Raw genomic sequence first — 13,376 nt, forward strand, 5'->3', positions numbered from 1 at the left:
CGTCGCCACCGCCAGCTGGCGCCGGCCAGGTCGGCTCCCGTCCGACCGCCCCGGCTTCGCCGAGCCACCTCGCTGTTTCGGCGCTCCTGGGCCGTCTTCGCAGCCGTCTCGCAACCGCCGGACGGTGTGAACGGGCCAAGGCGAAGAACAGGCCCTGGCTATGACGCCTCTAGCTCGCGGCGGCGGGCACCAGTGCGGCGAGGAAGTCCAGCGTCACGTCGTGCAGCGTCTCGGTGCGCAGCAGGCGCCCGGCGAGCTCGGCGGTGTCGGCGGACCCGGGCCCCAGCCGGGCCTCCGGCGCGGATCCGGCCGGGACCGTCCCCGTACCGAGCGCGGCCTCTGTGCTGGCGGCGACCTCGGCGAGGGTCGGCAGGTCCGGCATCGACGGCACCAGGACCGTCACGCAGCCGGCCCGCAGGCCGGCGAGCGCCCCCGTCGTGCTGTCCTCCAGCACCACGCAGCGGACCGGGTCGACGTCGAGCGCGGCGGTGGCGACCAGGTACGGGTCCGGGTACGGCTTGCGCCGGGCGACCTCGTCGCCGGCCACGGTGACGGTGAAGAACTCCCGGCCGAGGTTGTCGAGCACCGGGTCCATCAGCGACCGGAACGACGACGACACCAGCGCGGTCGCCAGGCCCGCCGCCGACAGCCGGGCCAGCAGCTCGGGCGCCCCGGGCCGGCGCTCGACCAGGCCGGGGGTGCGGAACAGCTCGACGGTGCGCTCCAGCAGGAACCGGGCCGCCTCGGCGGGGTCCGCGTCGACGCCCAGCATCGACAGCATCATCGGCACCGCGGTGTCGACGCCGTGGCCGACCATCGCCTGCTTCATCCGCGGCGTGAACTCCCGGCCATATTGCGCGGCCAGCTCCACCTCGGAGATCGTCCACAGGTGCTCGGTGTCGACCAGCAGGCCGTCCATGTCCAGCAGCACGGCGGCCGGGCGGGCCGCCGTCCCGGCAGCGGTCACAGGGCGTCGACCAGGGTGAGGCGCACCCCGCGAGCCTATCGACGGCACCTGCCGCCGCCCTATGACCGGCCTCACCCCGGCGCGGGCCCGCGGACCGCGGCTTGAAGAGTGGACATATCGGGCCTTTCGGGCGCGTGTCCAGGACGAGCCAGCCATACCGGTCTGTCAGCGCGGCGTGACCGGAGCCGGCGCGGCAGACTTGACCGGGGCGCCCGCTCGGCTGCGACGCGCCCGGGCCAGAAACGCCCGCCAGTGGGCGCATTCGTCCGATCCCGGGGGATACTGGCCTCTCCTCGGGCAGAACAGCCGGGAAGACGTACGGTGGCTCTGTCACGAGAGCCGCCGGCCGGCGGCGGGAGGTGGTAGGTGATCGAGTTCTCCGGGGTCGGGCAGCTCCGGTCGCCGGTCGTGGTCGCCGCCTTTGAGGGGTGGAACGACGCGGCCGACGCAAGCTCCGCGGCGGTGGAGCATCTGGAGACGATCTACGGCGCCCGGGTGATCGGCGCCATCGACCCGGACGACTACTACGACTTCCAGGTCAACCGCCCGACGGTGAGTGGCGTCGAGGGCGTGGCCCGGAAGATCTCGTGGCCGACGACGCGGCTGTCGGTCGCCCGCCCGCCGAAGTCGGACACCGACCTGGTGCTCATCCGCGGCCTGGAGCCGAACATGCGGTGGCGCGGCTTCACCGACGAGCTGATCGAGGCGGTGCACGCGCTCGGTGCCGACATGGTCGTCACCCTCGGGGCGCTGCTGGCGGACTCGCCGCACACCCGGCCGGTGCCGATCAGCGGCACCGCCGGCGACCCGGCGACCGCGGCCCGCCTCGGCCTGGAGGCGTCCCGGTACGAAGGCCCAACTGGCATCGTCGGCGTGTTCTCGGACGCCTGCGCCCGCGCGGAGCTCGCGAGCGTGTCCTTCTGGGCGGCCGTCCCGCACTACGTGGCGAACCCGCCGTGCCCGAAGGCGACGCTCGCGTTGCTGCGCCGGGTCGAGGACCTGCTCGACCTGGAGATCCCGCTCGGGGACCTGCCCGAGCGCGCCCGCCAGTGGGAGCGGCAGGTCGACGAGCTGGCCGCCGGCGACAGCGAGGTTGCCGAGTACGTCCGCTCGCTGGAGTCCCGCGAGCCGGAGACCGCGCTGCCCGAGGCCTCCGGCGACGCGATCGCCCGCGAGTTCGAGCGCTACCTGCGCCGCCGAGGCTCCGCCGGCAGCTAAGGCAGTCGGCCGGAACCGGGCGCTGAGCGCCCTGCGGCCGACTTGCCTGCTTCGGGCGCTGGGCGCCCTCGCTCACGCTGTAGCGGGGCCGGCGTGAAGGATTTGGGCCGGCCCGATCCAGGGCCGGTAGCTTGGTCGCGTCTCGCGTCTCGCGTCTCGCGTAGCCGGAACCGGTCGCCGATGCTCCGCCACCCGGCCAAGGTGCCGGCCCCCGGACAGCGCGGCCCCTCGGGTTTCCCGGCTGACGGGCATCAGGCGTTTGGCGGGCGCTCAGCGCCCGGCCGGCCGTCGGTCGGCGGGCGCTTCGCGCCCGTTCCGGCCGACGGCCTCAAGCGGTGGAGATGGCGCGTAGGACGTTCATCCGGGCGGCCCGCAGAGCGGGAGCGAGCGCGGCGATGACGCCCAGGACGCCGCCGAGGATCAGGACGCCGACGATTGTCGTCACCGGGTAGGCGAACGTCGTGATGCCCTGGCTCTTCAGCGCGGAGACGAGGGCCCAGCCGAGGAAGCTGCCGACGCCGACGCCGAGCGTCGCCCCGAACAGCGCGATCACCACCGACTCCAGCACGATGACCAGCCACATCTGGCCGCGGCGCAGCCCGACCGCGCGCAGCAGCCCGATCTCCCTGGTCCGCTCGATCACCGAGAGGGCCAGCGTGTTCACGATGCCGAACAGCGCGATCACCACGGCCAGGGCCAGCAGCACGTAGACCAGGCCGATGAGCTGGTCGACGGTCTTCTCCTGCTCGGCGACGAACCCGCTCTGGTCGGTCAGTGTCAGGTGGAACGGCTTGACCACCTTCTGCAGTGCCGCGAAGACCGCCGCCGGGTCGGCTCCGGGCATCCGTTTGACGAGCACCATCGAGTCCGCGGTGTTCGAGGTGTGCTTGGCCCACTCCGTGGTCGACACCAGGTACTTCACCAGCGTGCTGCCGGTGAAGGTGCCCGCGAGGGTCAGCGTCGTCGCTCCCGTCGTCCCGAACGTGACGTGCACTGGCTGGCCGACGCTCAGATGCAGGCTGCTCGCCTCGGTGGCGTCCATCGCGATCTGTCCCTCGCCGACGGTGACCTGCCCGGCGGTCGTCTTCAGCGCGAACACCGACGTGACGGCCACCGGGTCCGCGGCCAGTACGTCCGCCTGGCCTTTGAGCCCCTCGATCGAGACCTGGCCGCCGTGGATCGGCACGACCCCGCTCTTCGCGACCCCGTTCACGCCGGCGACCGTCTGGGCGACCGAGTCACTGAAACCGTTGGGGTCTGTGGAAGTGATGAAGTAGTCGGCCCGCAGGCTGCCCGAGACGGTGTCGTGCACCGATTCCTTGATCGACTGGCCGAAGATCGCGAAGGCGCTGACCAGTGCCAGGCCGATCATCAGCGCGGACGCGGTCGCCGAGGTGCGGCGCGGGTTGCGCATCGCGTTCTGCAGGCCGATCCGGCCGGGCACCCCGAACAGCCCCGGCAGCGCCGCCCCGATCAGCCGGGTCGCCGGCCGGGCCAGCACCGGCGAGAGCGCCGCGACCCCCAGGAAGATCGCCGCCGCGCCGGCGCCGACCAGACCGGCCCCGCCCGACCTTGACAGGCCGTAGACGACCATGGCCGCGCCCAGCGCGGCGCCCGCCGTCCCCGCGGCGGCCCGGGTGCGCAGCGACCGGGCCGGGATCGTGTACGTGTCCCGCAGCGCCGCGATCGGCGGCACTGTCGCCGCCTTGTACGCCGGGACGACGGCCGCCGCCGACGTGACCAGCACCCCGACGGCGTAGGCGACGACCGCCGTGCGGGCCCGGAACACCGTCCCGCCCGGCGGCAGCAGGATGCCGAACGCCGCCATCGCCGCGTGCAGCAGGTGCGCGAGCGACACCCCGGCGACCAGGCCGATCGTCGAGCCGACGACCCCCACCAACGCGGCCTCGACCTGCACCGACACCCGCACCTGGCGGCGGCTCGCGCCGAGCGCCCGCAGCAGCGCCAGCTCCCGGACCCGCTGGGCGACCAGCATCGTGAAGGTGTTGAAGATGATGAACGCGCCGACGAACAGTGAGATCCCCGCGAAGATCAGCAACATGGTCGACAGGAACGACAGCCCCTGCTTCACCGTGTCGGCGTGCTCCGAAGCGAGCTGCGTGCCGGTGACCGCCTCGTAGCCCTTCGGCAGCGCCCCCGAAGCCGTGACCTGTGCGGCCAGCTCCTGCTCGGTCACCCCCGGCTTCGCCGCGAGGTAGATCGCGGTGAACGTGTTCGGCAGCGTCATCAGCCGCTGCGCGTCGGGCGTCCAGAACGCAGTGACCATCGCGCCGGCAGGGCTGTCCTGCCCACCGATGCGAAAGGTGCCGACCAGAGTGAACCGCTCGTTCGGGTTCAGCTTCCCCGCCGTCGCCAGCACCAGGAGGTGGTCGCCGATCCGCAGCCGCTCCCGGTCGGCGGTGCCCTTGTCGACGGCGATCTCGTCGGTCGCCTTCGGCGCCCGGCCGGTGGCGATCCGCTCCACCGAGGTCGGCCGGTCACCGGTCCAGTTGATCCCGTCCGCGGACGCCGTGCCGTTCTTGATCACGTCACCGCTCGGGCCGACCAGCCTGGCGGGCCCCCTGACCTGGCCGACGGCGTCGGCGACGCCAGCGACCTTCGTCTTCAGATCGGTCTCCAACGACGCCGGTAGCAGCGCCCGTTCCGCCGTGTCGCCGGTCGCGACGTGGTTGACCCCGCGGACGGCGACGGCGACGTTCTTGGTCTGGTCGGCGAACGACGAGTTGAACGTGGCGTTGAGAGTGTCCGTGAGGACCAGCGTGCCGGCGACGAAGCTGACGCCCAGCACGACGGCCAGCGCGGACAGCAGCAGCCGCAGCTTGCGCGCGAACAGGCTGCGCAGCGTGGCGCGCAGCATCGCCTACCTCCAGCGGCCGGTCGGGTAGCCGCCGGCCTCATAGTCGCCGTCGGGCTCGTCGTCGCGCCACCCGGCGTCCTCGCGGCCCCGCCGCGGGCCGCCCCGGCCGTTCGGGGTGTCGTAGCCGCCGGGCTGGTGGTAGCCGTTCGGGTGGTCGTAGCCACCGGTGACCTCGACCGCCGGGCCGTACCGGTCCGGCTCGCCGCCGTAGCCACCGGTCGGGTAGCCCCCAGCGGCGGGCTCGTCGGCGTAGCCGCCCTCGGCGTACCCGCCTTCGGGGCCGTAGCCGTCGTCGGCGTAGCGGCCGTCGCCGGCCGGGCCGTAGCCGTCGGCGCCGCGTGGGTAGCCGCCGCGCCGGCCGCCGGCGTCGTCGCGCGCGGGCGGGTAGCCGTCGGCGCCGGCCGGGTACTCACCGGTGTCCTGGGCCGAAGGGTAGGGAGCGACCGGCGTGGCCGTGGGCTGGGCGCGCCGCGCCGCCGTACCGCCCGTGGTACCGCGCCGGGCCGCCGCGCCGCCGGTGGCGCCCCGGCGCGGTTCCGCCCCGCCGGTTTCGCGCCGCGGCGGGTAGCCGCCGGTGTCGCGGCGGCCCGGCGGGAGCTCGCTGGTCTCGTCCGCCGGGAACCCGCGGCCCGGCGCCGGACGCTGGCCGCGCGTGCCGCCGGTGTCGCGCCGGGCCGGCGTGCCCCGGCCACCGGCGGCGAGGTCGCCGTCGGGTCGGTAGGCGCCCCGGCCACCGGCCGGCTCGCCGCCCGTGGGGCGCCGGCGCGCGGGCTGGCCGCCCGTCGGTACCCGAGCCGCGCCCGGGCCGGTCGCGCGCCGCCCGCCCGGCCCGGTCGGCACCCGGCGCCGGGCGCCGTCCTCGTCGTCCCAGCCGGCGCGGTCCCGGCCCTGGTCACGCTCGGAGCCCCGCGGCGGCGGTGAGGTGGGCCGCCTGGCGCCGCGGCCACCGGCCGGCCGGTCCAGGTTCTTCATCCGGTCGAGCACCGCGTCCGCCGTCGGGCGCAGCATCGTGTCGACGATCCGCCCGTCCGCCAGGAAGATCACCTCGTCGGCGTAGGAGGCGGCCTTCGCGTCGTGGGTGACCATGACAACCGTCTGGCCGAGCTCGCGGACCGAGTCCTGCAGGAACGACAGCACCTCGGCGCCCGACGTGCTGTCCAGGTTGCCGGTCGGCTCGTCGCCGAAGATGATGTCCGGCCGGGTGATCAGCGCCCGGGCGCAGGCGACCCGCTGCTGCTGGCCGCCCGACAGCTCCGTCGGCCGGTGGTTCAGCCGCGGCGCGAGGCCGACCGCGTCGACGACGACCTTCATCCACTTCTTGTCCGCCCGCCGCCCGGCGATGTCCAGCGGCAGCGTGATGTTCTCCGCGGCGGTCAGCGTCGGCAGCAGGTTGTACTGCTGGAAGATGAAGCCGATCCGGTCGCGGCGCAGCTGGGTGAGCTGCCGGTCGGACAGCCGCGAGAGGTCCACGTCACCGATGAGCACCCGGCCGCCGGAGATGGTGTCCAGCCCGGCCAGGCAGTGCATCAGCGTCGACTTGCCCGACCCGGACGGGCCCATGATCGCGGTGAACCGCCCCCGCGGGAAGTCCAGGTCGATGCCGCGCAGCGCCGCGACCTCGGTGTCCCCGGCGCCGTACACCTTGGTGACCCGCTCGGCCCGCGCGGCGAGGCCGGACATACCCGAGCGGGGGTCGCCCCGGTCGTCGGCGGCTTGTCCGCGCATGGGGCTCATGGGCCTTCCCTTCCCACCGACTCGAGAACCGCCAGGCTGTCGGACGCGCTGCTCTCCCATTTGGTTGGCATGCGGATGCCGCGGATGCCGCCCCCCGCCACCCGGACGGTCACCGTGGGCGGCCTGCGCCGGTGCGACGGGACGTTGCCATATCTACGCATCGTGCCCGATTCCGCCGAAAGCCCCGCACCCGCCTGGCCGGTCAGCGCCGCGGCGGCCGGCGCCCGCCGGTCCGCGGGCCGCCCTCCGGCCGGGACGCGGCCCCACGGCTCTGGCCGGGCCGCGGCATCCTCGTGCCCCGGGCGCGCGGACCCGGTACGCGGCAATCCGCATGATCCAGCACGGACCGGCGCAACGCCAGTGACGGCTGCGAAACTGACAGCACCGTGGTAGCCGTGGGTCACTGCCGATCACCGGACAGTTCTGACCACCAGGTCAAGGGCGTGCGACACCTACGTATCGTGCCTGACCGAACCAAAGGAGCAACTCGCCAGGCGCTGTGCGAATCCTCGTCGCCCTGCCGTCAGCCGGCGGCCTCGCAGACGGCCGGGTCGGCGTCGTCGATGAGCGGGCCGGCCGCCCCCGCCGGGGTCGGCAGCGGCGGCGGCGTGCCGCCGAACGCCGGGCAGCGCGACTGGTGGTCGCACCAGCCGCACAGCTTGCTCGGGGTCGCCCGCCAGTCTCCGGTGCGGTGCGCCCGGTCGATCGCGGCCCACAGCGCCTGGACCCGCCGCTCGGTCGCCAGCAGGTCCGACTCGTCGGGAGTGACCCGCAGCCAGGTCCGGTCCCCGAGGTAGTACAGCCGCAGCTCGCGTGGTACGACGCCCCGGATCCGCCACAGCAGCAGCGCGTAGAAGCGCATCTGGAACAGCGCGGTCCCCTCGAACGCCGGACCGGGGGAGCGCCCCGTCTTGTAGTCGACGACCCGCAGCGCCAGGCCGTCCGGCGTCGTCGCCTCGTCCAGCCGGTCGACATAGCCCCGCAGCCGCAGCCCCGAGGCGAGCACATGCTCGACGTAGAGCTCCCGGGCCGCCGGCGCCAGCCGGCGCGGGTCCTCCAACGCGAAGTAGCCGGCCAGCAGCTCCCGGGCTGAGGCCAGCCACTCCTGCAGCGCTTCGCCGTCGGCGAACATCCCGGCCAGCTCGGGCTCGCGGGCCAGCAGGCCCGCCCAGGCCGCCGGGAGCAGCTCCGCCGCGGCCGCCGGCGTCCGGCTGGCCGGCGGCAGGTCGAACAGCCGCTCCAGCACCGCGTGCACCATCGTCCCCCGGGCCGCGGCCGGGCTCGGCGGCTCCGGCAGCCGGTCCACCACCCGGAACCGGTACTTCAGCGGGCAGCTGACGAAGTCGGCCGCCCGGGACGGCGACAGCGACCCGACGTACCGCTGGCCCGCCGCCGCGTCACCCACGACGGCGGAGGCGCCACCGCCGGGAACCTCGCCCGCGGGCGAGGTTCCGTGGCCGGTTTCACCGGACCGCGGCCGGGCCTCGGCCGGCGACCCCGGGCCCGCGCTGGCCTCGACGGCGGTGCTGGCCCCGGACCCGGCGCCGGCCTCAGGCGCGGTGCTGGCCTCAACGGCCGTGCTGGCCTCAACGGCCGTGCTGGCCTCAACTGCGAGGCCAGTGGCTGTGGTCGTCATGACACGGACCCTAGGGGCCGGGTACGACAATCGGTGCCCCGGGGCCTGAGCGGATGCTAAGGATCCGCCGGAGCGATGGGACCGCATTCGAAACTGTCCGTAGCATCGAGGTCATGGTTGACCAGTCGGACCCATCGGGCCCGAACACACCGGCGGCTCGTCCGCCGGGGCTGCGCATCGGGCGGGTCCGCGGCGTCCCGATCTACCTCTCGCCGCTCGCCCTCGTCTTCGGCGTCCTGATTGCCTCGCTGGCCCAGAACTGGCAGCGAAGCCGGCTGCCCGAGGCCAGCGACTCCCACATCCTGCTGCTCGCGGTGATCACCGCGGTCGGGTACATCGGCTCGATCGTCCTGCACGAGATCGGGCACGCGGTGACGGCCGAGCGGTTCGGGCTGCGGGTCCGCGCGGTCACCGTGCACGGCTTCGCCGGTTTCACCGAGCACGAGAAGGAGCCGCAGACCGCGAGCCGGCAGTTCGTCGTCTCCTTCTCGGGGCCGCTCGTCAACGGGCTGCTCGGTGGGCTGTGCTTCGCCGTCCTGCAGGGCGTCTCGACGCACACCTCGCTCGGCGCCGTGCTGTGGGACCTCGGCTGGCTGAACCTCGCCCTGTTCGTGCTCAATCTCGCGCCCGGCCTGCCGCTGGACGGTGGCGGGGTGCTCGCCGCCGCCGTCTGGGGGCTGACCCGCAACCGCCTGCGCGGGCTGCGGGCCGGCGCCTACGGTGGCTTCGTCGTCGCCGCCGCGATCGTCGCCTACACGGTCTTGCGGCCGGCCAACAGCTTCAGCAACCTCTACATGCTGGCGCTGGCCGGGTTCGTCGGCTTCGGCGCCTACCAGTCGCTGCGCGCGGCCGACCTGCGGGAGAAGCTGCCGGAGCTGCGGGCCGGCCGGCTGATCCGCAAGACGCTGCCGGCGGAGAGCTCGGTACCGCTCGCCGAGGCGCTGCGGGCCGCCCAGCAGGCCGGCGCGACCGCCATCGCGGTCGTCGACGCCAGCGGCAGCCCACGGATGATCATGAATGGGGCATCCGTCGACGCGCTGCCCGAGCACCGCCGGCCCTGGGTCGGGATCGCCGACGTCAGCCGGACCATCGAACCCACGATGATCCTCGACGCCGACCTGGCCGGCGAGGAGCTGCTCGACCACGTCCGGCGCCACCAGGCTCCCGAGTACCTCGTCGTCCAGGACGGCCGTCCCGTCGGGGTGCTCGTCCTGGTCGACCTCGTCGCGCGCCTCAACCGCAACGCCGCGGCGCGGATGGCCCGCAAGTAGCAGCGCCGCCCGCCGGCCGCGGCGCCAGGCCGAGGACTGTCGGGCCCCGCCTCGACGTCCCGCCGCGGCTCGCCCGCGGGCCGGCCCGCGGCGACGCCGGGGCGTCGCGAGCCGGTAACCTGCCGGGACGGCGGACGCCCGAACTGTCGCGACCGTTCGCCCTTGTCCCGCACCGGCCGGCGGCCACCGGGACTCCCACCTGCCTGGAAGGACCCCGGAAAGCGTGACCCCCGACGAGACCGACCGCGCCCTCGACGAGCACCCGGAGGCGGAGGCCGCGTTCGCCACCCCGCCCGCGACGGGGGAGGCGGCGCGGCGGCGGGGGCCGTTCGCCAAGGGGGACCGCGTGCAGCTCACCGACCCCAAGGGCCGCAAGCACACCGTCCTGCTGGAGCCTGGCAAGCAGTTCCACACCCACCGCGGCGCGCTCGCCCACGACGAGCTCATCGGCCAGCCCGAGGGCATCGTCGTCACCTCCACCGGGAAGACGCCGTACCTCGCGCTGCGCCCGCTGCTCGCCGACTTCGTCCTGGCGATGCCGCGCGGCGCCGCCGTCGTCTACCCCAAGGACGCGGCGATGATCGTCGGCTACGCCGACGTCTTCCCCGGCGCCCGCGTACTGGAGGCCGGTGTCGGCTCCGGGGCGCTCGCCTGCTCGCTGCTGCGCGCCGTCGGCGAGCGCGGCCTGCTGGTCTCCTACGAACGCCGGGCCGACTTCGCCGCTGTCGCCCAGCGCAACATCGAGGCGTTCTTCGGCGCCCCGCATCCCGCGCACAGGCTGCACGTCGGCGACCTCGCCGAGGCGGCCGAGACCGACATGGACCGGGTCGTGCTCGACATGCTCGCCCCGTGGGAGGTGCTGCCCACGGCGGCGGCGGCGCTGGTCCCCGGCGGCGTGCTGTGCGCCTACGTCGCCACCGCGACCCAGCTGTCGCGGACCTGTGAGGCGCTGCGCGAGCACGGCGCGTTCGCCGAGCCACACGCCTTCGAGACGATGCTGCGCGACTGGCACCTCGACGGCCTGGCGGTCCGGCCCGAGCACCGGATGGTCGGCCACACCGGGTTCCTCGTCACCGCCCGCCGGCTCGCCGACGGCGTCACCGCGCCTCCCCGGCGCCGGCGCCCCGCCAAGGGCGCCCACGGCGAGGCCGGCGCCGACACGCCGACCGCCGACGTCTCCGCGGTTGATGGTCCCGCGCCTGACCCGGCGGCGGTCGCCGTCGCCGATGCCGCCCCGGCCCCCGCTGTCGACCAGCCGGGCCCCGGGCCGTCGGATGGCGGCGGAACACCTGCCACGGCAGAGTAGAGACTCATGCCGGCCACCCCGACAGGCGGACGCCCCCTGCCCCGGGCAACTGGCCCGGGACGGACGGCGCCGGGCTGGGGCCGGTCGGCTGGCGGGTCACGACCCGGGGCCGGCCTCCAGGGTGCCATCCGGGCGCTCCACGTAGATGCAGTCGCCCGGGCACTCGTCGGCGGCGTCGATCACCGCGTCGAGCAGCGGCAGCGGCACGACGACCCGGGCGCCCGGCTGCGTCAGCAGCTCGCCGGAGTCCGTCTTCACGTAGGCCAGGCCGTCGATGTCGTGCTCGAACACAGATGGCGCCCGCGTCACACACAGACCGTCGCCGGTGCAGGCCGCCTGGTCGACCCGGACCCGAAGTCCACTCGAAACACTGGAGTTCGCAGGAGTTGCCACGCCGCTCCGATCGTCTGTCACCATGGCACCGTAACCCGCTGTTTACGGCCAAGCCCGGCCGTCCTTGCGGACCTTGCCTGAAAGCAGCGGTCACAACGGTAGTGTTGGGTGCGTCCCGGTCAGCACGGGGGAGGTGGAGGCGCGGTGTCCGGTCCCCGTTCGGGCTCTGGCTCCGATGGGAGCACGGGTCCTGGTGACGCCGAAACGGCGCGAACGTCGGCGTACCAGAAAGAAGTCCACGAACTCACGACGCAGGTCGCCTTCCTCGAGGAGGAAGTGGCCATGTTGCGACGGCGGCTGTCCGAGTCGCCCCGACAGGCTCGGGTGCTCGAGGAGCGGCTGGCTGAGCTCCAGTCCGACCTGGCGAGCGCCTCGGCGCACAACGAGAAGCTGGTAGCCACCCTCCGCGAGGCGCGTGACCAGATCGTCACGCTCAAGGAGGAGGTCGACCGGCTGGCCCAGCCGCCGAGCGGGTACGGGATCTTCCTGCACCCGTACGACGACGGCACGGTCGACGTGTTCACCCAGGGCCGGAAGCTCCGGGTGACCGTGTCGCCGAACGTCGAGGTCGACGGGCTGCGGCCAGGCCAGGAGGTCATGCTCAACGAGGCCCTCAACGTCGTCGAGATACGCGCCTACGAGCGGCACGGCGAGATCGTGCTGCTCAAGGAGGTTCTCGAGAGCGGCGACCGGGCCCTCGTCATCGGGCACACCGACGAGGAGCGCGTGGTCATGCTGGCCCAGCCGCTGCTCGACGGTCCGGTGCGCGCAGGCGACTCGCTGCTCATCGAGCCGCGGTCCGGCTACGCGTTCGAGCGGATCCCCAAGTCCGAGGTCGAGGAGCTCGTCCTCGAAGAGGTGCCCGACATCGGGTACGAGCAGATCGGCGGTCTCAAGGGCCAGATCGAAATGATCAGAGACGCCGTCGAGCTGCCGTTCCTGCACAAGGACCTCTTCGTCGAGCACCAGCTCAAGCCCCCGAAGGGCGTGCTGCTCTACGGCCCGCCCGGCTGCGGCAAGACGCTCATCGCCAAGGCAGTCGCCAACTCGCTCGCCAAGAAGGTCGAGGCGTTGCAGGGCGGCGGCACCGGCCGGGCGTTCTTCCTCAACATCAAGGGCCCCGAGCTGCTCAACAAGTACGTCGGCGAGACCGAGCGGCAGATCCGGCTGGTCTTCCAGCGGGCGCGCGAGAAGGCGTCCGAGGGCATGCCAGTCATCGTGTTCTTCGACGAGATGGACTCGATCTTCCGCACCCGCGGCTCGGGCGTGTCCTCCGACGTCGAGAACACGATCGTCCCGCAGCTGCTCGCGGAGATCGACGGCGTGGAGCTCCTGGAGAACGTCATCGTCATCGGCGCCTCGAACCGCGAGGACATGATCGACCCGGCGATCCTGCGACCCGGCAGGCTCGACGTGAAGATCAAGGTCGAGCGGCCCGATGCCGAGGCGGCGAAGGACATCTTTGCCAAGTACGTCCTCGCCGAGCTCCCGCTGCACCCGGACGACCTCACCGAGAACGGCGGGAACCGCGAGGCCACCGTCCAGGCGATGATCCAGCGGACCGTCGAGCGGATGTACTCGGAGAGCGAGGACAACCGCTTCCTCGAGGTCACCTACGCCAACGGTGACAAGGAAGTCCTGTACTTCAAGGACTTCAACTCCGGCGCCATGATCGAGAACATCGTGGCGCGGGCCAAGAAGATGGCCGTCAAGGAGTTCATCGAGGGCGGCGCCAAGGGCATCCGGATGCAACATCTCATGCAGGCCTGCATGGACGAGTTCAAGGAGAACGAGGACCTCCCGAACACGACCAACCCGGACGACTGGGCCCGCATCTCCGGCAAGAAGGGCGAACGGATCGTCTACATCCGCACGCTCGTCACCGGCACCAAGGGCACCGAGGCCGGCCGCTCCATCGACACCATTGCGAACACCGGCCAGTACCTGTAACCGGTCAGCACACCACGAAGCCG

The 13,376-nt window shown here is 73.3% G+C and carries 9 protein-coding genes; 4 read left to right on the forward strand and 5 right to left on the reverse strand.

The genetic code is table 11. The features are described 5' to 3' along the window. Positions 1–169 precede the first annotated feature (169 nt). Entirely contained in the window at positions 170–967 is a 798-nt protein-coding gene (locus tag FRADC12_RS26890) for an HAD family hydrolase (protein WP_084011216.1), read from the reverse strand. 366 nt (positions 968–1,333) lie between these two features. Between FRADC12_RS26890 and FRADC12_RS26895 the strand changes: the two genes are divergently transcribed. After that, complete coding sequence (locus FRADC12_RS26895) at positions 1,334–2,185, forward strand: PAC2 family protein (protein ID WP_045878705.1); 852 nt, start codon at positions 1,334–1,336, stop codon at positions 2,183–2,185. A 328-nt stretch (positions 2,186–2,513) separates the two neighbouring features. On the opposite strand, the gene FRADC12_RS26900 is transcribed toward FRADC12_RS26895, so the two are convergent. The 3 genes from FRADC12_RS26900 to FRADC12_RS26910 all read right to left on the reverse strand — a co-directional run bounded on the left by FRADC12_RS26900 (position 2,514) and on the right by FRADC12_RS26910 (position 8,433). Then, positions 2,514–5,063 carry an ABC transporter permease gene (locus FRADC12_RS26900; protein WP_045878706.1) on the reverse strand — a complete coding sequence of 850 codons (2,550 nt, stop codon included), beginning with the start codon at positions 5,061–5,063 and terminating at the stop codon, positions 2,514–2,516. Positions 5,064–5,066: 3 nt separating this feature from the next. Then, positions 5,067–6,797 carry an ATP-binding cassette domain-containing protein gene (locus tag FRADC12_RS33635; RefSeq protein WP_232304073.1) on the reverse strand — a complete coding sequence of 577 codons (1,731 nt, stop codon included), beginning with the start codon at positions 6,795–6,797 and terminating at the stop codon, positions 5,067–5,069. 523 nt (positions 6,798–7,320) lie between these two features. Continuing rightward, a complete protein-coding gene (locus tag FRADC12_RS26910) occupies positions 7,321–8,433 on the reverse strand; it encodes a RecB family exonuclease (RefSeq protein ID WP_232304074.1) in 1,113 nt (370 codons plus the stop codon). Between the two features lie 113 nt (positions 8,434–8,546). Here FRADC12_RS26910 and FRADC12_RS26915 point away from each other — a divergent pair, with 113 nt between their 5' ends. Beyond that, positions 8,547–9,704: a site-2 protease family protein gene (locus FRADC12_RS26915; RefSeq protein WP_045878707.1), complete on the forward strand. Its 1,158-nt coding sequence runs from the start codon at positions 8,547–8,549 to the stop codon at positions 9,702–9,704. A 223-nt stretch (positions 9,705–9,927) separates the two neighbouring features. Further along, entirely contained in the window at positions 9,928–11,010 is a 1,083-nt protein-coding gene (locus tag FRADC12_RS26920) for a tRNA (adenine-N1)-methyltransferase (protein WP_084011218.1), read from the forward strand. A 96-nt stretch (positions 11,011–11,106) separates the two neighbouring features. Here FRADC12_RS26920 and FRADC12_RS33960 read toward each other — a convergent pair whose 3' ends face one another. Further along, entirely contained in the window at positions 11,107–11,427 is a 321-nt protein-coding gene (locus FRADC12_RS33960) for a ferredoxin (RefSeq protein WP_045878708.1), read from the reverse strand. Positions 11,428–11,547: 120 nt separating this feature from the next. On the opposite strand from FRADC12_RS33960, the gene arc reads away from it, so the two are divergent. Then, complete coding sequence (gene arc, locus FRADC12_RS26930; RefSeq protein ID WP_045878709.1) at positions 11,548–13,353, forward strand: proteasome ATPase; 1,806 nt, start codon at positions 11,548–11,550, stop codon at positions 13,351–13,353. The last annotated feature ends 23 nt before the right edge of the window (positions 13,354–13,376 follow it).

The organism is Pseudofrankia sp. DC12 (genome assembly GCF_000966285.1).
Lineage (GTDB): Bacteria > Actinomycetota > Actinomycetes > Frankiales > Frankiaceae > Pseudofrankia.

Bases quoted from the DNA above. Each gene is read 5' to 3' on its own strand.
- FRADC12_RS33960 (WP_045878708.1), bottom strand. From the start codon at position 11,427: ATGGTGACAGACGATCGGAGCGGCGTGGCAACTCCTGCGAACTCCAGT.
- FRADC12_RS26910 (WP_232304074.1), bottom strand. From the start codon at position 8,433: ATGACGACCACAGCCACTGGCCTCGCAGTTGAGGCCAGCACGGCCGTT.
- FRADC12_RS33635 (WP_232304073.1), bottom strand. From the start codon at position 6,797: ATGAGCCCCATGCGCGGACAAGCCGCCGACGACCGGGGCGACCCCCGC.
- FRADC12_RS26915 (WP_045878707.1), top strand. From the start codon at position 8,547: ATGGTTGACCAGTCGGACCCATCGGGCCCGAACACACCGGCGGCTCGT.
- FRADC12_RS26900 (WP_045878706.1), bottom strand. From the start codon at position 5,063: ATGCTGCGCGCCACGCTGCGCAGCCTGTTCGCGCGCAAGCTGCGGCTG.